This is a genomic window from Streptomyces sp. NPDC049915 (genome assembly GCF_040656475.1).
GTDB lineage: Bacteria > Actinomycetota > Actinomycetes > Streptomycetales > Streptomycetaceae > Streptomyces.
In genome coordinates this window covers 31,308-50,112 of record NZ_JBFAMH010000003.1, presented here as the reverse complement: position 1 = coordinate 50,112, position 18,805 = coordinate 31,308, and the positions used below count along the sequence as shown (strand labels likewise).

The 18,805-nt window shown below is 73.4% G+C and carries 16 protein-coding genes; 7 read left to right on the top strand and 9 right to left on the bottom strand.

Features of this window, described 5'->3' with window-relative positions; genetic code table 11:
* Nucleotides 1-25 precede the first annotated feature (25 nt).
* Nucleotides 26-1,534 carry an MFS transporter gene (locus tag AB0J12_RS05020; protein WP_363262802.1) on the top strand — a complete coding sequence of 503 codons (1,509 nt, stop codon included), beginning with the start codon at nucleotides 26-28 and terminating at the stop codon, nucleotides 1,532-1,534.
* A gap of 81 nt (nucleotides 1,535-1,615) precedes the next feature.
* Here AB0J12_RS05020 and AB0J12_RS05015 read toward each other — a convergent pair whose 3' ends face one another.
* The 6 genes from AB0J12_RS05015 to rpmG all read right to left on the bottom strand — a co-directional run bounded on the left by AB0J12_RS05015 (nucleotide 1,616) and on the right by rpmG (nucleotide 9,167).
* Nucleotides 1,616-4,372 carry a bifunctional YncE family protein/alkaline phosphatase family protein gene (locus AB0J12_RS05015; RefSeq protein WP_363262801.1) on the bottom strand — a complete coding sequence of 919 codons (2,757 nt, stop codon included), beginning with the start codon at nucleotides 4,370-4,372 and terminating at the stop codon, nucleotides 1,616-1,618.
* 4 nt (nucleotides 4,373-4,376) lie between these two features.
* The gene (locus tag AB0J12_RS05010) at nucleotides 4,377-5,735 is read right to left on the bottom strand and encodes an ABC transporter permease (RefSeq protein ID WP_363262800.1); all 1,359 of its coding nucleotides are present in this window, start codon (nucleotides 5,733-5,735) and stop codon (nucleotides 4,377-4,379) included.
* Entirely contained in the window at nucleotides 5,732-6,676 is a 945-nt protein-coding gene (locus AB0J12_RS05005; RefSeq protein WP_363262799.1) for an ABC transporter ATP-binding protein, read from the bottom strand. The genes AB0J12_RS05010 and AB0J12_RS05005 overlap by 4 nt, the downstream gene beginning before the upstream one ends.
* 348 nt (nucleotides 6,677-7,024) lie before the next feature.
* A complete protein-coding gene (locus AB0J12_RS05000; protein WP_363262798.1) occupies nucleotides 7,025-7,972 on the bottom strand; it encodes a hypothetical protein in 948 nt (315 codons plus the stop codon).
* 289 nt (nucleotides 7,973-8,261) lie between these two features.
* On the bottom strand, nucleotides 8,262-8,795 hold the full coding sequence (locus AB0J12_RS04995) for a VOC family protein (RefSeq protein WP_363262797.1): 534 nt from the start codon (nucleotides 8,793-8,795) through the stop codon (nucleotides 8,262-8,264).
* 207 nt (nucleotides 8,796-9,002) lie between these two features.
* A complete protein-coding gene (gene rpmG, locus AB0J12_RS04990) occupies nucleotides 9,003-9,167 on the bottom strand; it encodes a 50S ribosomal protein L33 (RefSeq protein WP_363262796.1) in 165 nt (54 codons plus the stop codon).
* 162 nt (nucleotides 9,168-9,329) lie between these two features.
* Here rpmG and AB0J12_RS04985 point away from each other — a divergent pair, with 162 nt between their 5' ends.
* Complete coding sequence (locus AB0J12_RS04985; protein WP_363262795.1) at nucleotides 9,330-10,319, top strand: tetratricopeptide repeat protein; 990 nt, start codon at nucleotides 9,330-9,332, stop codon at nucleotides 10,317-10,319.
* Nucleotides 10,320-10,352: 33 nt separating this feature from the next.
* On the opposite strand, the gene AB0J12_RS04980 is transcribed toward AB0J12_RS04985, so the two are convergent.
* Entirely contained in the window at nucleotides 10,353-10,886 is a 534-nt protein-coding gene (locus tag AB0J12_RS04980) for a pyridoxamine 5'-phosphate oxidase family protein (protein ID WP_363262794.1), read from the bottom strand.
* 155 nt (nucleotides 10,887-11,041) lie between these two features.
* On the opposite strand from AB0J12_RS04980, the gene AB0J12_RS04975 reads away from it, so the two are divergent.
* The 5 genes from AB0J12_RS04975 to AB0J12_RS04955 all read left to right on the top strand — a co-directional run bounded on the left by AB0J12_RS04975 (nucleotide 11,042) and on the right by AB0J12_RS04955 (nucleotide 16,926).
* Nucleotides 11,042-12,301 carry an MFS transporter gene (locus tag AB0J12_RS04975; RefSeq protein ID WP_363262793.1) on the top strand — a complete coding sequence of 420 codons (1,260 nt, stop codon included), beginning with the start codon at nucleotides 11,042-11,044 and terminating at the stop codon, nucleotides 12,299-12,301.
* Between the two features lie 202 nt (nucleotides 12,302-12,503).
* Nucleotides 12,504-13,106: a phosphatase PAP2 family protein gene (locus AB0J12_RS04970; RefSeq protein WP_363263206.1), complete on the top strand. Its 603-nt coding sequence runs from the start codon at nucleotides 12,504-12,506 to the stop codon at nucleotides 13,104-13,106.
* A 203-nt stretch (nucleotides 13,107-13,309) separates the two neighbouring features.
* Nucleotides 13,310-14,743 carry a uracil-xanthine permease family protein gene (locus AB0J12_RS04965; protein WP_363262792.1) on the top strand — a complete coding sequence of 478 codons (1,434 nt, stop codon included), beginning with the start codon at nucleotides 13,310-13,312 and terminating at the stop codon, nucleotides 14,741-14,743.
* Between the two features lie 31 nt (nucleotides 14,744-14,774).
* The gene (locus tag AB0J12_RS04960; protein ID WP_363263205.1) at nucleotides 14,775-16,184 is read left to right on the top strand and encodes an amidohydrolase family protein; all 1,410 of its coding nucleotides are present in this window, start codon (nucleotides 14,775-14,777) and stop codon (nucleotides 16,182-16,184) included.
* A 31-nt stretch (nucleotides 16,185-16,215) separates the two neighbouring features.
* Nucleotides 16,216-16,926: a sulfite exporter TauE/SafE family protein gene (locus tag AB0J12_RS04955; RefSeq protein ID WP_363262791.1), complete on the top strand. Its 711-nt coding sequence runs from the start codon at nucleotides 16,216-16,218 to the stop codon at nucleotides 16,924-16,926.
* A gap of 110 nt (nucleotides 16,927-17,036) precedes the next feature.
* Here the strand turns inward: AB0J12_RS04955 and AB0J12_RS04950 are convergent, their stop codons facing one another.
* Both AB0J12_RS04950 and AB0J12_RS04945 read right to left on the bottom strand, forming a co-directional pair.
* Nucleotides 17,037-18,098: a LacI family DNA-binding transcriptional regulator gene (locus tag AB0J12_RS04950; RefSeq protein WP_363262790.1), complete on the bottom strand. Its 1,062-nt coding sequence runs from the start codon at nucleotides 18,096-18,098 to the stop codon at nucleotides 17,037-17,039.
* A 125-nt stretch (nucleotides 18,099-18,223) separates the two neighbouring features.
* Nucleotides 18,224-18,796, bottom strand: coding sequence for a GNAT family N-acetyltransferase (locus AB0J12_RS04945; protein ID WP_363262789.1), 573 nt, complete (start codon nucleotides 18,794-18,796; stop codon nucleotides 18,224-18,226).
* Nucleotides 18,797-18,805: the final 9 nt, after the last annotated feature.

Sequence of the window (18,805 nt, the reverse complement as noted above, 5' to 3'; positions counted from 1 at the left end):
ACGGCCCCCGGTGAGAGGAGCCCTTGTGACAGCGCAGGTGTCAGCGGCGAGCGACCGGAACCCGGACGCCGGGTACCGGCCGGACCCGCACCGCTGGCGGGCCCTGTGGGTCACTCTGGTGGCCGGATTCATGAGTCTGCTCGACGTGACGATCGTGGCGGTCGCCCTGCCCACGATCCAGCACGACCTGCGCGCCTCCCCGGCGCAGGTGCAGTGGGTGGTGTCCGGGTACGCCCTCACCTTCGCCCTCGCCCTCGTCACCGCCGGCCGCCTCGGCGACGCCCTGGACCGGCGCCGGATCTTCCTGCTGGCCCTGAGCGGCTTCGTCGTCTTCAGCGCGGCTTGCGGGGCGGCCCCCGACATCACGCTGCTGGTGGTGGCCCGCCTCGCCCAGGGCCTGGCGGCCGGCTTCATGGCGCCGCAGAACTCCGCTCTGATCCAGCAGATGTTCCGCGGTGCCGAACGCGGACGCGCCTTCGGCTTCTTCGGCGCGACCGTCGGTGTCTCGGCCGCCGCCGGCCCGATCACGGGCGGCGCCATCCTGGCCCTGGCGTCCGGCGCGCAGGGCTGGCGGTGGATCTTCTACGTCAACGTGCCCATCGGCATCCTCGCCGTGCTGCTCGGCCGCCGTCTGCTGCCGCGCACCCGCCGCTCGGGCCGGGGGCGGGTGGACTGGCCGGGAGTGGCGCTCCTCGGGCTCGGTGTGCTGGCGCTGATGTATCCGCTGGTGCAGGCGGACTCCGGCGGGATCGGCCGGGTGTGGTGGCTGTTCCCGGCCGGTGCCGCGGTCCTCGCCGTCTTCACCTGGTGGCAGCACCGGCTCGTCGCGCGAGGCGCCCAGCCGCTGCTCGATCCGCGGCTGTTCACGACCGTGCGCGGGTACGCCGCGGGCGCCGCCGTGGGCACGCTCTACTTCGTCGGCTTCAGCGGCGTCTTTCTGGTCTTCGCCCTCTTCTACCAGCGCGGACTCGGCTTCTCGCCGCTGCACTCGGGGCTGGCCGTGACGCCCTTCGCGTTCGGCTCGGCGTGCGCAGCGGTGGGCTCCGGCCGGCTGGTGGACCGGTTCGGGCGGCTGCTCACCGTGTGCGGCCTCGCCGGTGTGATCGTCGGCCTGGGCGGCACGGCGCTGCTGCTGCTCCTCGCTCCCCTGGACGTCGCTCCCTGGCTCGCCGCCCCGCTGCTGCTCGTCGGTGGCGTCGGCAGTGGTCTGGTCGTCTCCCCCAACATCACCCTGACGCTGCGGGACGTGCCGGTGCGGATGGCCGGTGCGGCGGGCGGAGCCCTTCAGACGGGACAGCGGCTCGGCGCGGCCGTGGGCACCGCCGCCCTGCCGGGCCTGTTCTACCTGGTGCTGGGCAAGAGCGACGACTACCGCCGGGCCGTGGTCACCGCGCTGGTCGCGGCCCTCACGGGCATGCTCGCGTCGCTGGCGCTGGCGACGGTCGACTGGCGGCGCGACCGGTGCACACGCGGGGCGCACGGGAAGTGCCCGGACGAGGTCGCCCACGACCCGGTGCACGCCCGGCACCCCTGACCGGTCCACCGCCCCCCGATGACGAGGCCCCCGGCCGGCGATGCTGCCGGCCGGGGGCCCTGTTCGCAGGGGTGGACCGCGTCAGCCGTCGGACTCCGCCGACGGGATGAAGGCGCCGGGCACGTCCTGCGGGGCGTAGATCTTGCTCTCGCCCGGGTAGGGCTTCTTCCACTCGTGCGTCTGGTACCACGTGAAGTGGTTCATCTGCGCGGGGTTGGCGAAGTCCGGCACGGCGTGCGGGCCGGTCAGGCGCTGCTTCGCCTTCCACGTGTCCCACTGCGCCGCGAGCTGCCGCTTGTCCGCCGGGACCTTCGCCGACGGCACGGCCGCCGCCTGCGGGTTCTGCGGTGCCGGGGTGTCCGTGCCGCAGGTCGGCGGGGTCTTCAGACCGTCGGTCAGCGACGCCCGGTTGGGCAGCGCCTTGAACGGCGTGAGGTCCGCGCGCGGGGTGAAGGCGCCGCGCATCGGGGTGGCCGCGCTGTCCTTCTGGTTCATCGGGTGGATCCCGAGGATCTGCTCGATGGTGCGGATCATCGTGATCTGGGTGTAGTAGTGGCTGTCGACCACACCGTGCCGGGCCCAGGGGCTGATGATCTGGATCGGGGCGCGGTGGCCGTCGACGTGGTCGAGACCGGCCTGGGAGTCGTCCTCGACGACGAAGATCGCCGAGTCCTTCCAGTACTTGCTGTGGGAGATCTTGTCGACCATCCTGCCGACCGCGAGGTCGTTGTCGGCCACCTGCGCGGTCGCGCTCGCCGGGCCGCCGGTGTGGTCGTTGGAGAACCAGAACATGTTCAGGTTCGCCGGGCCGTTCTTCTCGAAGTCCTGCTTCCAGATCTCGTACTTGTAGACGTCGGGGACGTCGAGGTCGAACATCGGGAAGCCGGGCGCCGAGACGGCGTTCAGCGACGGGATCGCGGAGCCGGTCTGGATGGGGTACGCGGTGGGCTTGCCGGTGGCGGCCATGTCCTTGGCGTCGCAGTACAGGTTCTGCCAGGTCGCGCCGGCCGGCTTGCTCTCGACCGACTGGAACTCGCCGAAGTCGCGCACGGACTTGCCGGCCGCCTGCGCACCCGTCCAGAGGAATCCGGACTTCTGGTGGCCGAGGGCGTCGTTCTCGGTGTCGTAGCTGCGCTGGTACTCACCGGCCGAGGACTCGGTGTACTCCGGATCGTCGGCCTGCATCAGCCAGTTGTGGCCCTCGGCGGAGTTCGTGCCGATGTCGTAGGTGTTGTCGTACAGGCCGAACTGGCGGGCCAGGGCGTGCTGGTTCGGCGTCACGTTCTCGCCGAACTGGGTCACCGACGCGTCGCCGTTGCCCTGCGGCATGTCGCCGAACACCTGGTCGTAGGTCCGGTTCTCCTTGACGATGAGGAAGACGTGCTTGATCGCCGAGGGGTCGCCGAGCCGCGTGGGCACCGGTACCGGCCGGGAACTGCTGCGGGGCCGGCTGAAGGCGACCCTGCCGCCGCTCCAGCCGTTCTGCCGGAACACCTTGGCCGTCTGCGCGCGGGTGACGCTGTCGTCGGGCAGCGTGAACCGCTGCACGCTCGATGTGGTGTCGTGGGTGGCGTGCCCGGCCTTGGTGGTGGGGCGGCGGGCGTCGATGCCGCGGGTGTTGGAGACGTACACCTGGTCGCCCACGGTGGCGATCTCGGAGGGGAAGTAGTCCGTCGGGAGCAGACCGACGTAACTCACCGGCTCCTGCGCGGTGGTGTACCGGTACACGGCGACCGCGTTGGCGCGGCCGAGCGTCACCAGCAGGTGGCCGTCGTCGGTGAGGGTGACCGCGTCGGGCTCGTAGCCCACGGACGCCTCGGGCCACGGCTGGGTGGCGATGGTCTGGACGACCTTGTCACGGGCGGTGTCGATGACCGACACGTCGTTGGTGGCCGTGTTGGTGACGAACAGCGCGCCCTTCTTGGCGTACAGGGCGGTCGGGTGCAGGCCGACGTCGATGCTGCCGGGGGCGGCGGCCGGGTGGGCCAGGTCGATGACGCTGACCGTGCCCGTGGTGGTGGCGCCGGTCTTCGGGTCGGCGGGCACCTGGGTGCCGTAGGAGTTCATGGTCGTCTCGCCGGGCTTCGCCGGGCGTCCGCCCTCGTTGCCGACGTAGAGCTTGTCGCCGACCCGGACCATGTCGCGCGGCGCGTTGCCCACGGCCCAGCTCTGCCGGATCGTACCGGTCGCCGCGTCGAGGGCGACCACCCGGTTCTGGCCGTTGACCGCGGCGTACACGGTGGAGCCGTCGGCCGAGAAGACCGGCTCCCCGACGAGCGCGTGCTGGGCGCCGTCCGCCGGGATGGGGACGGACGTCGGGGCCGCGACGGTGCCGTCGGGGTTCACCGTGAAGCGGGTGTAGCCGTCGGTCTGGCCCAGCCACAGCTGCTTGCCGTCGGGTGAGTAGGTGGGGCCTTCCTGGCCCACGCTGTTGCTCTTCAGGCGCGGGTTCGAGGCGGCGGCGGTACCGACGACCTGCTGGACCTTGTAGGTCTTCAGGTCGACGAGGGCCAGCGCGCTGCCGCCGTCGGTGACGGCGGCGGCGAGGTGGGTGCCGTCCGGGCTGAGGGCCGACGACATGATCTTGCCGTCGTTGATGACGAGACGTTCGCCGTAGGGGGCGATGTACTGGTCGCTGGAGATGACCTGGCCCTGATCGGTGTTCTGGCCGACCTGGTCGGTGCCGAACTGGTGGGTCTGGGCGTAGGCGACGCCCGCGGCCACGACGGCGAGAGCGGTGGTGCCTGCAGTGACCAGGGGTATGCGGCGGCCAAGGCGTCTGGCGAGAAGGCCGGGGGCGTCCTTCTCGACACGCCGACGACGGCGTGTTACCTGCATGGAGTCATCCCTTCGAGGTGGCGGGGAGAAGCTCGACGTTGCCGTCGAACTGCCAGAGGGGGTTCGGCGCGTCACCGGTCTCGGTGCGCACCAGGAAGTAGCCGTTGACTTCCTTCGGTCCGTCGCCGTCGGCCATGAAGCGGCCGTCCGCGGTGACGTCCAGTTGGTAGACGGCCGTGCCTGCGGCCTGGATGCCGGGCAGGTGCCAGGTGACGACGCAGCGCCAGTCGTTGCCGGGCCCCTCGGCGGCGTCCTTGAGGCTGCCCTTGGTGCAGGCCGCGGTGGCCTTCAGCGCGGCCTCGGTGACGTCGGGCCGGTTGAGCTGCTCGGTCTGCATCCGGTACAGATGCGCGAACTCCGTGGCCAGGGACCGCTGCAGCTTGTCCTGGTCTATGCCGGAGCCGGTGGCGCCGGTCGTCGCGGCGACGACGGCCGCGCCCGCGGCGACCAGCAGGGCGAGCGGCAGGACACCGGCGGTGACCGCGCGGCGGGCCGATCCGTCGTAGGCCGGGTTGGTGAAGTCCCGCCGTACGAACAGGACATGGGCCAGCACCGTCGCGGTCACCGCCCACACCAGGCTGACGGCGACGCCGATGAGCAGCGGGGCCGGCTGGGTGGGGCTGGTGAACAGGCCGCTGAACGAGATGAAGGCGTATCCGGGCAGGGCGAGGCGTACCGCCACGGGCAGCGGGAGCATCTGGGCGAGCTGCATCGCCAGGGCGACCAGTGCGGGCAGCAGGAGGCCCATCGGGGAGCGGCCCAGCAGGACGGAGCCGAGCAGGCCGATCGCCGCGAGGGCCAGGGTCGGTGCGAGGGCGCAGGCCCAGGCGAGCAGGACCTTGACGGCGGCGTCGCCCGGGGTCAGCAGATGGCCGTCGAGGCCGACCAGCGGCTGGTTGCCGACCGCCAGCAGTCCGCCGAGGATGCTGGAGGCGACCAGCCCGGCCACCGTCAGCAGGATGACGCTGAGACCGGCCAGTGCCTTGGCGGCGAAGATCCGCCGGGGGGAGCGCACGGCCACGAGCAGATGGCGCCAGGTGCCGAGCCGGTCCTCGGCGGCGAACACGTCACCGGCGACGACGGAGGTCAGCAGCGGCAGTGCCCAGGTGCCCGCGAAGCCGAGCAGGACCAGGGGCCCGGCCCAGCCGGTGGCGTGCATCCATCGGCCGAAGAGGGTGTCGACGGGGAGGGTGCTCTGCCGGCTCACCGCGGCGACGAAGAGCCCCGGCGCCAGCCAGCAGGCGAGGACGAGCAGGCGGATCCGCCACTGCGAGAGGAGTTTGACCAGTTCGAAGCGGTAGGCGCGCGGCACGGACGCACGGGCGGTGATGGCAACGCTGTCACGGGCGATGGTCGCGGTCATCGTCCGGCCTCCTGCTGCTGCTCGGTCAGGGCGAGGAAGGCGGCTTCCAGCGGCGAGACCACGGGGGCGAGTTCGCGTACCGCGACGCCGGCGTGCACGAGGGCCGAGACCAGCGCGTCCAGGGCGGGCACGGCGGCGCGCACGACGATCGCCTCCCCGTCGGGCCGGACCACGGCGTCGTCGGCGACGTGGACCCCGGCGGTCGCGGCGGCCAGCCGGCGGGCGGTGCGCGGGTCGGAGGTCAGCAGCCGGTAGTCGAGGGCGCTGTTCTCGGCGGCGAGTTTGCCGAGCGGGCCGGAGAAGACGACGCGTCCGGTGGCGAGGATGGTGACCTCGGAGCACAGGGCTTCCAGGTCGTCCATGCGGTGGCTGGAGAGGACGACGGCGGTGCCCTCGGCCGCGAGGGCGGTGAGCACGCCGCGCACGTGCCGGGTGCCCGCCGGGTCGAGGCCGTTGGCGGGTTCGTCGAGCACCAGGAGCCGGGGGCGGGTGAGCAAGGCGGCGGCGAGCCCGAGCCGTTGCCGCATACCGAGGGAGAAGCCGCGGACCCGGTCGTCGGCGACATCGGCCAGCCCTACCTGGTCCAGGACGTCGGTGATGCCTGCCGTCCGGGCGCCCTGGCCGCGCAGAGCGGCCAGGGTGGCGAGGTTCTGCCGTGCGGTGAGCGACGGGTAGAGCCCGGGCCCGTCCACGAAGCCGGCGACCCCGTCGGGTGCGGCGAGCGCCCGGCCGACGGGTGTGCCGAGGATGCGCAGGCTGCCGCTGTCGGCGACGGCCAGGCCCAGCAGGAGGCCGAGCAGGGTCGTCTTGCCGGCGCCGTTCGGTCCGACCAGGCCGTGGATCTGACCTTGCGTCACATCGAGGTCGACGCCGTCGAGGGCGACGACATCGCCGAAGCACTTGGTGATCCCGCGAGCCTGGACCACGAGGTGTGTGCCCATGAGTCCCTTCTTCCGCAACGCTCAGGGACCTTAGGGACGGCACACGGCTCGGGCGGGGGCAGTTGGTTGAACCTCGACCGAACAGAATGTCAAGGCATCGGCAAGAGGCCAGGGGCAAAGGGGACGACAACAGCCCGAAACGGCCCATCGGCACCATGACGGCACTCGGGACGGACGACGGTGTTCCACCGCGGCGCACCGGGTAGCGCCGCTACGACTGCCGGATGGCGCGGTTCCTCACCCGCCTGCTGTCTCCACAAATCTGGGTGACCCGGCGGCCTGGAGACGCCGAAGAGGAAGGCCCGGACCGGTGCGGGTCCGGGCCTTGCGGCTGCTCGCGGCAGCGGTTCAGCGCGCCTTGCTGCGGGCCGTCTCGAACGCGAGGACGGGGTCGCCGTCGACGCGCCAGGGCCAGCTGGTGACCTTTCCGCCAATGGCGTCGAACACCGGGGCGGCCTCCCGGGGACCGCCGGCCGCCGTCAGGGCGTAGGCGAGCAGGTTGAGGTCCGCGACGGCCGCGGCGTGGGAGAAGAACGCCGGGCTGGGCCAGGTGGCCAGCGCGCGGTCCAGGAACTGCGCCGCCCCCTCGCCGTTCCAGTGATTGCGCGCCAGCAGCGCCTCCGTCCCGCCGCGCGCCACGGCGGAGTGGTACTGCATGACGTGCGCCGCGAGTTCGACGGACGCGCAGGGGGCGTTCGCCGGCATCCGGGTGCGCAGCGTGCCGACGAATTCGAGGACCTGGGCGAGAGAACCCGCCTCCTGCGGGCTGAGATGGGCCAGCATGCTGAGATACGCCTCGCGGTTCCAGCGGTCCCGGGCCACGATCTCGTTCCAGACGGCGAAGACCTCACGCTCGGCATAGCGCTCCAGGCGGGCGATGCCCAGCATGACCACCCAGGGCGAGGGGTCCGCCGGATCGAGTTCGGCGGCCAGCAGGCACGCCTTCCAGGTGGCCGCGGCATCGGTCATACGGCCGTTGCCGCGGCCCCGTTCGAGTTCCGACCAGGCCTGGAGCGCCAGCGCGCGGGCGTTGCGCGGCTCCCACTTCGCCCAGGCGCCCGGCAGATGGGACTCCGCGAGGAACTCGGCGAGGACGGACAGACGGTGTGCCCTGCGGTCGGTGTTCTGGGAGTCCTGTTCCAGGACCTGGGCGATCTGGGCCACGCAGATCTCCGTTTCCCCGGCCATGCTCAACCTCGAAGCGGAAAGCAGGCGTTTCAGCAGCTTGCCGAGGTCGGCGTCGCCAAGTTCGGGAGCGAGACGCGGGGTGCGGCCGCGAGTCGAGAAGAAGGGCATGGTCGGATGCTAGAAGGGGGGCAACCTGCCACAAGGTGCGCAGGTGGATCGTTACCGGATGCTTGTCTCAGGTGCCACCACCGATTCCGCCGCGGGCCGGGCGGTGCCCGTCTCCTCGTCCGTGCTCAGTTGGGGTCCGCGGCGCCTGAACCCCCGTGTGCGCCGGAGCAGTTGGGCGCCGTCGATCCGAAGGCGCTGTACGACACGGCCGTGGAGGCCGTGGTCGCGGCGGTGGAACGGGCCGCGGCCCGACCCGGGCGGGAGCCGGGACCGTCCGCGGCCCCGGCGGTCAGCCGGTCGTCCGTACCGGCGCGCTGCTGCGCCCCTGCGGCCGCCCGCTCAGCTCGGCGTCGAGGGTCTCCTGCGCCACCCGCATGGACTCGGCGTACCGGGGCTCTTGCAGCCGCTTCCACATCTCGTCCTCGGGTACGTCCTCCACGGGGGCGACGACCCACCACACGTTGCCGAAGGGGTCCTTGACGCGTCCGCCGCGCCGGCCGAACGCGTCGTCCGACACGGGCGTGACCACGTGGGCGCCGGCCGCGACCGCCCGCGCGAACACCTCGTCCGCGTCGGCGACGAACACGCGCAGCAGGCTGGGCAGCAGGGGCCAGTCCGCGTGCCGGTCGAAGGCGAGGACGACGGTGTCGCCGACCCGGATCTCACCGTGCCCGATCAACCCGTCCCCGGTGCGCACCCGGGCCAGTTCCACGCCGCCGAACACCTCCGCGACAAAGTCGAGAAACGCCCCCGTGTCCTCGGTGACGACCCAGGGCGCGACGGTGGTGTAGCCGTCCGGTGCGGGGCTGCTCTGCTGGGACACGGGCTTCCTCTCGTCGATGACGCCGATGGAAGGACGGTACGCGGCATCTAGGTCGGTTTCCGTCCTACATCGGGCACGGCAGCAGAGCCTGGCCGGTGATGCACGTCGCCTCGGTCGCCTCGAGCCCCTGTAGGGATCGTAGGAAACATCGACGGGCCGGGGCCTCGTGTGAGACCCCGGCCCGTCGGCGCCTGCCGCGCGCTGGTGCTAGCGCTCTTCGCGGAACAGAACGTGCTGCCCGGCCACCGGGTCGTACTTGCGCAGGACCAGCCGGTCGGGGTCGTTCTGCCGGTTCTTGCGCGTCACGTAGGTGACACCGGTCCCGGCCGTCGACGTCAGCCGGACGACGGGACGCACGGTGCTGCGTGCCATGGGGGTCTCCTTTCCCGGACCGACACCACCACGATCTTGGTCAGTGCATGTCAGTCACGAGAGGTGTAACCGTGGTGGCCTCCCGGGCATTCCCGCCGGTGCCCCGACCAGGGAACCCACTGCGCCCTCCGCCGGTGATCAGGGCGGGGATATTCTCGCGCCGTGTCGAATCGAGGAGTGACGGCCGGTATCGCTCTCGCCCGGGTCATGGCGCACTGCGGGGGCAGCCCGGCGGCGGCGGTGAACTTCCTCGCGGGTGCCATCGCCTCCGCACCCGAGGACCCGGAACCCTACGCGGTCCTGGCCGAGCTGTGGAGGGACAGCCGGGCGGAGCTGGCCGCAGCCGTCGAGGACGGCGGTTCCCTGAGGAACGTACTGGCGCGGTCCTACCTCGGCTTCCTCGACGGCGACATGGACACCGCGGTGCTGGCCATCGGATCGGTCACGGGCGTGCGACCGGACATCGGCTGGGCCGGCGCCCCCTGGTTCGGTGACGACCGCTTTCTCGGCGCGGTGAGCGCCGAGGCCCTGGCCGAGGCCGCGATGCGGACGATGGACCACGGCCACGACCTGGACGGCGACACCATGCGGGAGCGGTTCCGGCCCTGGTTCCGCGCCGTCGACGCGGTCGCCTCCCGCCGGCCCACCCCGGCACCCGAACCGCTGGCCAAGACGGCGATACTGCTGCGGGCCTGCGGTCTCGCGGACGCGTCCTTCGCCCTCTGCGACCGCGCGGACTCCGTCGAGCCGAGCATGCTGACGGAGGTCGTGCGCGCGGGCACCTGGCGCAAGCTGGGCGATCGCCACCGGGCCGCGGCGGCGTTCGAGCGGGCGCTCGCCCTGGACCCCGGCAACTGGTCGCTGCACCTCGACCTCGCGGACCTGCGGGCCGAGCAGGGTGATTTCGCCGCCGCGGTGCGGCTGGCGGACCAAGGGCTGATGTGCGAGCCGACCGAGCCCACCCTGCGGGCCGCCGGCGCCGCCTACCGCGCACGGCTCAGCGGTTCGCCGGCCGACCTGAGCGAACTCCTCGCGGTGGCGCCGCAGCTCGCCGGCTCTCCGTACCGGAACCTGCTGCTCGACGTCGCCTGCGCCGGTCCCGGTCTGCCCGCCGATCTGGTGGCGGCGGCCCGTCGCCTGCGGGACGGCTGACGCCTGCGTTCAGAACGACCACCGTGTGTGGGACTACACCCCGCCGTCGCGCCCGAAGCCGTACGCCGTCGCCGGGGCGACCGCGAACGCCGTCACGTCGCCCTTGCGCAGGGCGTCGCCCAGGCCGTGGAAGGTGCCCTCGGCCGAGGTGATGTGCGCGCCGTACTTCTCCTCGTACGCCGCGATCACCTCCTCCAGCAGCGCCTGATCGGCGACCCGCTCCGCCCTGCCCTCGACGACGAGGTCGAGGCCCGAGGTGAGGGAGTTGCCGCCGGTGGTGAGGGCGCAGTGCGCGTGATGGGCGAGGTTGCGCGCCTTCTGCTCCGCCGGGCCGGTGGCGAAGTACAGCACTCCGTCGTGCCAGGCGGCGATCACGGGGGTGACGTGCAGCCGGCCGTCGGGGCGCACCGTGGACACCCAGAAGATCTCGGCGGCCTCCAGACGGCGCTCGGCTTCGGCCCACTCGGTGGCGGTGACGTCCGCGGCGCCCGGGCGGGGGTTGAGCGCGGAGCTGTAGCGGGCGTCGAGTTCGGTGACGGGCGGCCGGGCGGCCCTGTGTTCCGGCATGACGGATCTCCCTTCGCTTCCTTCAGACGAAGGGATGACCGGCTGACCGCCGGTGAATCATCGCTTCGGCCGTACGGGTCCGGGTGAGCGCCCGGTGTGGTGGCGCAGCGTGTACCTCGAGCCGCGCTCATGAGCCCTCCCGCACGATGACGGGCGTGATCGCTCCCCTGTCGTACCGCTTCCGCGCCCTGCGCACCCGTAACTTCCGTCTCTTCGCGGCCGGGCAGATCGTGTCCGTGGCCGGCACCTGGATGATGGTCGTCGCGCAGGACTGGCTCGTGCTCGGTCTGACCGGTGACTCCGCCGTCGCCCTGGGGACGGTGACGGCGCTGCAGTTCACGCCCATGCTGTTCACGCTGTACGGCGGCCGGCTGGCCGACAGCCGCGACAAGCGGACGCTGCTGACCGTGGCCAATCTCGTGTCGGCGGTGCTCGCGCTGGTGCTGTCGCTGATGGTGTTCGCGGACGCGGTGGCCCTGTGGCACATCCACCTGTTCGCGCTCGGCGTCGGCCTGGTGAACGCCGTGGAGGTACCGGCCCGCCTCGCGTTCATCAGCGAGCTCGTCGCCCCGAGCGTGGTGCCGAACGCCTCCGCGATGAGCGCCGCGTACTTCAACGTGGCCCGGGTGCTCGGGCCGGCGCTCGCCGGGCTGCTCCTCACCGCGTTCGGCATCGGCTGGGTGATGCTGGTCAATGCCCTCAGCTATCTGGCGACCGTGGCCGGACTGCGGTTGATGCGGCCCGCCGAACTGCTCCGGGCGCCCCGCGAGGAAGGCCGCGCCCGGGTGGTCGACGGGCTGCGCTACACGCTGGACAGGCCCGACCTGGCCGTCCCCATGGCGCTCGTCGCCGTGATCGGACTGGTCGGGCTGAACTTCCAGCTCACCCTGCCGCTGCTGGCGAAGACGGTGTTCCACACCGGCGCCTCCTCCTTCGGCCTGCTGACCACGGTCTTCGCGGCCGGGTCCCTGCTCGGCGCCCTCGCCACCAGTGGGCGCAGCGGCCGGCCGTCCGCGCGGCTCGTCACGGGCGCCGGGATCGGGTTCGGGCTGCTGGAGGCGGCGGTCGGCTGGGCGCCCGCGCCCTCCGCCGCCGTCGTCCTGCTCTTCCTCACCGGCCTCGCCACGATCTACTTCGCCCAGGCCGCCAATCACCGCATCCAGCTGGGCAGCGACCCGCGCTACCGCGGCCGGGTGCTGGCGCTGTACACGCTGGTGATGCAGGGCTCGACGCCGCTCGGCGCGCTGTGCGTCGGCTGGCTGAGCGAGCGCTGGGGCGCCCGCGCCGGGTTCGTCGTCGGCGGTGTGCTGTCGCTGACCGCGGGCCTGGTCGCCCTCGTCGTGGACCGGGAGGGCCGCCGCCCGGCCGGCCGGGCGGCGGAACACACGCCGGCCCGGGAGGACGTACGGCCGTGACGGGTCACCAGGGGGTTCCCCTCCCGCGGGCGCGGCGGGCGTGCGGTGCGTGACTCACCCGTACGGACCGGCCGGGGCGCTCTGCGCCGCGGCGGTGCGCAGGCTGGGCACGGCAGCGCCCACGGCGGGCGACGGAGCGAGCGGTGCGCGGGCCGGGCAGAGCGCCGTGCACCGCAGTGAGGAGACGACCGTGGCCGACCGTATCCACGTCCCGCCCGCCGCAGCGGTCCGCCGGACCGTGGCACGGGCCGGCGCCGCCGTGCTCGGCGACCTCCGCGCGATCGACGGGGCGCTGTACGCGGCGGTGGCCGCCACTCCCACGCCCACCCTGGACCGCGCGCTGCGGCGGCTGTCGTACGCGGCCGACCACTCGAAGATCTCGCTCACCGTCGCGGGGCTCCTCGCGCTCGGGCCGGGCCGCTCCCGTCGGGCGGCGCTGGCCGGGGTGGGCGCGGTCGCGCTGGCGTCGGCGGCGGCGAACCTGTGCGGCAAGCGGATGGTCCGCCGGCGGCGGCCCGACCGCGAAGAGGCCCGGGTGATCCTGGACCGGCACGTCCCCATGCCGAAGTCGGCGTCCTTCCCGTCGGGTCACACGGCGTCGGCGACCGCGTTCGCCACCGCCGTGGGCGTCGTGCTGCCCGCCGCGGCGGTGCCGCTCGGGGCGCTGGCGGTCGCCGTCGGTTACGCCCGGGTCCACACCGGCGTGCACTACCCCGGCGACGTGGCGGCCGGCGGGGTCCTCGGCTTCGCCGCCGCGGCGGCCTCCCTCGCGGTCGTCCACATGCCGCGGCGGCGGCGTTCCTGAAGGCTGCGGCGGGCCGGGAGCGGAACGCACGCCCGCCTGCCCGCGCACCCCTTCCCCACCGGATCGCCGCACGCTCTTGACTCCCCCCGCCGCCCCTTCCATACTGACGGCCAAATCGATTTGGCCAAATCGATTTGGCCGCCGTCCGGGCCCATCGTGAAGGCCGAACCACCGAGCGAGTCGACCCCGAAACGGAGTCCCCCGTGTCGCTACGCACCGCTCCACTCCCCGCCCCGGACCGCGACACCAGCGCGCACGCCGACGACCGGCGCCACCACCCCGTCGACGCCTGCCGTCCCGTGCACCGGATGCTGCTGTTCGGCATCCAGCACGTGCTGGTCATGGCCGCCACCCCGATCTCCAGCGTCTTCCTGGTCAGCACGACGCTGCACCTCACGCCCGACCTGACCGCCAACCTGCTGGCCGCCGCCTTCGTGCTCTCCGGCCTCGGCTCCCTGGTGCAGTCCCTGGGACCGTGGGGCATCGGGGCACGGCTGCCGTTCGTCATGCTGCCCGGCGGCGCGCCGCTCGTGCTGTTCCTCTCCATCGCCGACCAGCACGGAGTGCGGACGGCGACCGGGGCGGTGATCATCACGGCCGCCTTCTACTTCGTCGTCCTGCCGGTGTTCTCACGGCTGCTGAAGTTCTTCCCCACCCTGGTCATCGGCACGATGATCACCATCGTCGGCGTGAACCTGGTGAAGGTCGGCGCCCTGCTGGTCACCGGCCGCCCCGGAACCAGCGGCTTCGGCGAACCGGGCGCCCTGGTGCTGGGTCTGGCCACCGTCGGCTTCACCGTCGTCGCCTACGGGCTGCTGCGCGGCACCCTGCGCCAACTCTCCGTCATGCTCGGCCTGCTGGCCGGCACCGTGCTCGCCGCCCTGCTCGGCCGCGTGCATGTGGCGGGCGGCGGGGGACTGCTGCACGCGCCGGAGCTGATGCCGTTCGGCACCCCGCAGTTCAACCTCGTCGCCGCGCTCCCCCTGCTGGTCTACAGCCTGGCCTCGATGGCCGAGGCGACGGGGCAGACCGTGGTCAACAGCGAGGCCGTCGGCCTGGAACCCGACGCCCGCCGGGACGCGCCCCGGACCATCCGCGGTGACGCGCTCGTGTCGCTGGCGGGCGGCTTCTTCGGCCTGCCCCTGATGGTGACCAGCGGCGAGAACATCGGCATCGTCAAACTCACCGGCGTACGCAGCCGCTTCGTCACGGTGGCCGCCGGACTCGTACTGATCGTCATCGGGTTCCTCGCACCCGTGGCCCGGCTCGTCAACGCCATCCCCGCCCCCGTGGTGGGCGGCACCGCGCTGGTCGTCTTCGGCGTCATCACGGTGCTCGGCATCCAACTCCTCGGCCGCAGCGGCCTGGACGACCACACCGACACCTTTATCGTCGCCGTGGCCCTGGCCGCCGGACTGCTCCCGATCCTCGTGCCCGGCGTCTACGCCCAGCTCCCGCCCACCCCGCGCATCCTCCTGGAAAGCGGCGTCGCCGTCGGGGCGTTCACCGCGGCCCTGCTGCACGCGCTCTTCCACCGGACGCCCTGGGTCTCGCGTTCCCTCAAGCCGGCCCCCGCCGGGCCCGTCCCCGCGGCAGCCCCGGCAGGTGACGCTCCCCCGGACCAGCACCGCCCCTGAGCCCCCCACACACCTCGACGACAAGGACACCATGCACCCCCTGCCCAGCCCCGACCCCGGGCCACTGCTGCGCGACGACGCACCGCTGCTGCTGGTCCCCGACACCGTGCTGCTGCCCGACGGACCCGCCGAGGACCATGCCGTCGTGGTGACCGGCACCGCCTTCACCGACGTGGGACCGACCGCCCGCGTGCTGCGCGACCATCCCGCACTCAGCCCCGTACGGCTGCCCGGCCGCGCCCTGCTGCCCGGCTTCGTCGACGCCCACCACCACCTCACCCAGAGCTTCGGCGCCGCGCTGGCCTTCGGTGAACCCTCGGAGATCTTCCGGCGGGTGTGGGTGCCGCTGGAGAACGCGCTCGACGAGGAATCGGCGTACGTGGCGGCGAAACTCGCCGCGTGGGAGGCGCTGCGCGGCGGCTTCACGACCGTCGCCGACGCCGGAACACGCGCGCCGATCGACGTGGAGGCCGTGGCGAGCGCCGCACGCGACGCGGGCCTGCGCTGCGTCCTGGGCGCGATCTGCAACGACGTCGACGTCAGCGGCGCGGACGACGTGATCGCCCGCGCCGGCAAGCACCTCTCCCGCTACGCGGGCGACCCGCTGGTGCACCCGTCCGTGGCCGTCTCCATCCCGGAGGCGGCCACGGAGGCCACCCTCGCAAGTCTGGCCCGCCTCGCCGCCGAGGCGGGCGCGGTCCTCCAGATCCACGTCAACGAACACCTGGCCTCCGTCGAGCGCTCCCTCGTACGGCACGGACTGCGCCCGCTGGAGCATCTGCACCGGCTCGGGGTCCTCGGGCCGCACCTGCTCGCCGCCCACGCCACCCTGCTGACGCCCCGTGAACTCGCCCTGCTGCGCGACACCGGCACCGCCGTCAGCTACAACCCGGTGGCCAGCGCCTGGAAGGGCAACGCCGTGGCGCCCGCGCTGCTCATGGCCGAGGAGGGCATCCGCTTCGGCCTCGGCACCGACGGCACGCGCGGCGACGCCTTCCGGCTGCTCGACGCCGCCGAGACCGCCCAGCGCCTCACCCACGGGATGGCCACCGGCGACTCCTCGTGCGGCGGCGGCTGGACCTGGCTGGAGCACGGCACCCGGCTGGGCGCCGACGCGGTCGGCCTGGGTTCCAAGGCCGGTGTCGCGGGCGTGCGTACGGGGGTGGTGGCCACGGGCGCGGCGGCCGACTTCCTGCTCGTCGACCTCACCGTCCCCGAACTGGCCGCCTCGCACGATCTGCCCTGGGAGCTGCTGCGCCGCGGCAACCGCGACCAGATCACGGCGGTGTTCACGGCCGGGCGCCTGCGGCTGTGGCACGGCTCGCCCCTGACCTGGGACGGCCGGGCCCTCGTGGCGCGGGCCCGGGAACTCGCCGCCGAGGTCGTGCGGCGGGCCCCCATCGTCCGGGTGCACCGGCCCTCCACGGAGGCCGCCCGATGATCGGCGTCGAGATCGCGCGGGAGGTGAGCGCATGAGCGGCGACACCCTCGCCCTGCTCGCCGTGACCGTGGCCGTCGCCGCCTTCGTGCAGGGTTCCAGCGGCCTCGGTTACGCCCTCATCGTCGCGCCGGTGGCCGGGCTCGCGGACCCGGGGCTGCTGCCCGTCTTCCTGCTCGCGTCGATGATCCCGCTGAACCTGTACGTGGCCTGGCGGGAACGCTCCAGCATCGATCTGCGCGGCGCCGGATGGATCACCGGCGCCCGCCTCGCGGCCACCCCAGCGGGGCTGGTGCTGCTCGCCGCCGTCCCCGAGCACGATCTCGGACTCCTGGTGGGCGTCGCGACCGTGCTCGCCGCGCTGGTGAGCCTCGCCGCGCCGGCGTTCGCCCCGGGCCGTGCCGCATACGTGGGCGCCGGTCTGGTCACCGGGATCACCGAGACGGCCACCGGCGTGGGCGGCCCGCCGCTCGCGCTGGTCTATCAGCACCGGCCGCCGCCGGAGCTGCGCGCCACGGTCGCCGTGTGCTTCCTGCTCGGCGAGGCCGCCTCCCTGGTCCTGCTGTTCTGCACGGGACGCGCCCACCTGGACCACGTGGGTACGGCGCTGTGGATGCTGCCCGCGCTGGCCGCGGGGGCGGCTCTGAGCCGGCTGGTGCACCACCGGCTCGACGCGCGGCGCCTGCGGCTGGGGGTGCTGGTGTTCGCGCTGGTGTCGGGCCTGGTGCTGATGCTGGGGATCTGAGCCCCCTGCGCCTTCGCTGCCCGCGTGTGCTGGTCTTTCGGGTGCGGGCCGCTGGGAAGCCGGTCGCGCGGTTCCCCGCGCCCCTTGCGGGTGGGCCACGGCGCCCGGCGTCAGAGGGTCCCCCCGGGCGCCCGCACGGAGGACGCGCGGGGCACCAGGCGCGGGGCCGGCACTGACGGGGACGGGTCCGTGCCCGTGTCGTCCGCGCCGCCGCGCAGCCGCCGCAGCAGGAGGCCGAGCGCCTGCGCGGCGGCCTGTTCCAGGTGCAGGTCCACCGCGGTCAGCGGGGGCATGCAGGTCCGCGCCCGCACCCCGTCGTAGCGCGTGACGACCAGGACGTCGTCCGGCACCGCGCGGCCGCTGTCGTGCAGGGCGCGCACCGCGCCCACCGCGAACGCGTCGACCATGACGCACAGCGCGTCGATGCCGGGGTGTTCGCGCAGCAGGGCGGCGCACGCCTCGTATCCCGCCTGTTCCCCGCCGGACTCCTCGGCGACGGCCGTCACCGGCGGCCAGCCGTGCCGTTCGGCGGCCTTGGCGTAGGCCTCCCGGGCGTCCACGGCCGAGGAGCGGGTGCCCGGCGCGGTGAGCAGCGCGGGCCGGCGGGCGCCCGCACGCGCCAGGTGGTCCAGCAGCAGTTCGGTGACCGCCTCGCCGTTGAGGTCGACGTACGGCGCCTGCGCGGCGTCCGGCACCGGCCGGCCGAGCGCCACCCATGGCAGGCCGCGTCCGCGCAGCTCGGCGACGACCGGATCGTCCTCCCGCGGCTCCACGACGATGGCGCCGTCGACGTCGACGGTGCGCAGTCCCGCGCCGGACTCCCCCGGCGGCAGCAGCACCAGCGCGAATCCGTGCGCCAGCGCGTGTTCGGCGGCGGCGGCCGCGACCTCCATGTAGAAGCCCAGCCGGGACGGCCCCCCGGCCACGGCCAGCGGCATCGACGACAGCAGGGCGATCGCCCTCGCCTCGCCGCGCCGCAGCCGCTGGGCGCGCAGGTTGGGCCGGTAGCCCAGTTCCTCGGCGACCCGCTTGACGCGTTCACGGGTGCGCGGGTCGACCTTGCCCAGCCCGTTGAGCGCGTGCGAGACGGTCGTACGCGACACACCGGCGGCGCGTGCCACATCGGCGATCGTCGGCTGACGGGACGCGGAGGCCGGGCGGGGTTCGGTCATCGGCGGCTGTTCTCCTCCTACGCTGCGTGCGCCCAGTGTTCCCGATGTCCCGGCGGTCCGGCACGCCGCCTCCCACGAAGTCGCCGCAGAGGTGGGGCCGGCGGTGCGTCCGCCGGCCCCCGGGGTCACTGCTCCTGGTGGTCAGGGGCGGTGAGCAGGAAACGGGCGATGCCGCCCTCGGTGGCGTGCCGGCGGAAGCCGGCCTTCTCCAGGACGCGCAGGGAGGCGGGGTTGGCGATCTCCGCGCCCGCCGCCACGGTGTGCACCTCGGGTGCCGCGAGGGCGAAGGCGGCCAGGGCCCGGGTGGCCTCGGTGGCGTAGCCCCGGCCCCGGCGGGAGGCCACGACGCCGTAGCCGATCTCGACGGTTGCGTCGGTGGGCGGCCAGAACAGGCCGATGGAGCCCACCACCTGGCCGCTGTCGCGTTCGACGATCAGCCGGTGGCCGTGGGCGCCGAGCCAGGCCGGGTTCTGCTCGAGGAGGCCGACGATGACATGGTCGCCGTCGGCGGGGAAGTCCTCCGCCCAGTGCGCCGGGCGGGTGCCGGTGAGGACCGCGGTGACCTCGGGCGGGGTCCAGGGCCGCAGGACGAGACGGTCGGTGGTCAGCGGCAGGGAGGTTGAGGAAGACACAGGTGACTCCTGGTCGTGGGAACGACCGGCCCCGGGCGTGTCAGCACGCGGGCCGGATGAGGGCATGCCGAAGAC

Excerpts from the sequence above, each read along its gene's own strand:
- AB0J12_RS04960 (WP_363263205.1), top strand. The coding sequence starts at position 14,775 with ATGCACCCCCTGCCCAGCCCCGACCCCGGGCCACTGCTGCGCGACGAC.
- AB0J12_RS05005 (WP_363262799.1), bottom strand. The coding sequence starts at position 6,676 with ATGGGCACACACCTCGTGGTCCAGGCTCGCGGGATCACCAAGTGCTTC.
- AB0J12_RS05000 (WP_363262798.1), bottom strand. The coding sequence starts at position 7,972 with ATGCCCTTCTTCTCGACTCGCGGCCGCACCCCGCGTCTCGCTCCCGAA.
- AB0J12_RS04950 (WP_363262790.1), bottom strand. The coding sequence starts at position 18,098 with ATGACCGAACCCCGCCCGGCCTCCGCGTCCCGTCAGCCGACGATCGCC.
- AB0J12_RS05010 (WP_363262800.1), bottom strand. The coding sequence starts at position 5,735 with ATGACCGCGACCATCGCCCGTGACAGCGTTGCCATCACCGCCCGTGCG.
- AB0J12_RS05015 (WP_363262801.1), bottom strand. The coding sequence starts at position 4,372 with ATGCAGGTAACACGCCGTCGTCGGCGTGTCGAGAAGGACGCCCCCGGC.
- AB0J12_RS04955 (WP_363262791.1), top strand. The coding sequence starts at position 16,216 with ATGAGCGGCGACACCCTCGCCCTGCTCGCCGTGACCGTGGCCGTCGCC.
- AB0J12_RS04980 (WP_363262794.1), bottom strand. The coding sequence starts at position 10,886 with ATGCCGGAACACAGGGCCGCCCGGCCGCCCGTCACCGAACTCGACGCC.
- rpmG (WP_363262796.1), bottom strand. The coding sequence starts at position 9,167 with ATGGCACGCAGCACCGTGCGTCCCGTCGTCCGGCTGACGTCGACGGCC.
- AB0J12_RS04945 (WP_363262789.1), bottom strand. The coding sequence starts at position 18,796 with ATGCCCTCATCCGGCCCGCGTGCTGACACGCCCGGGGCCGGTCGTTCC.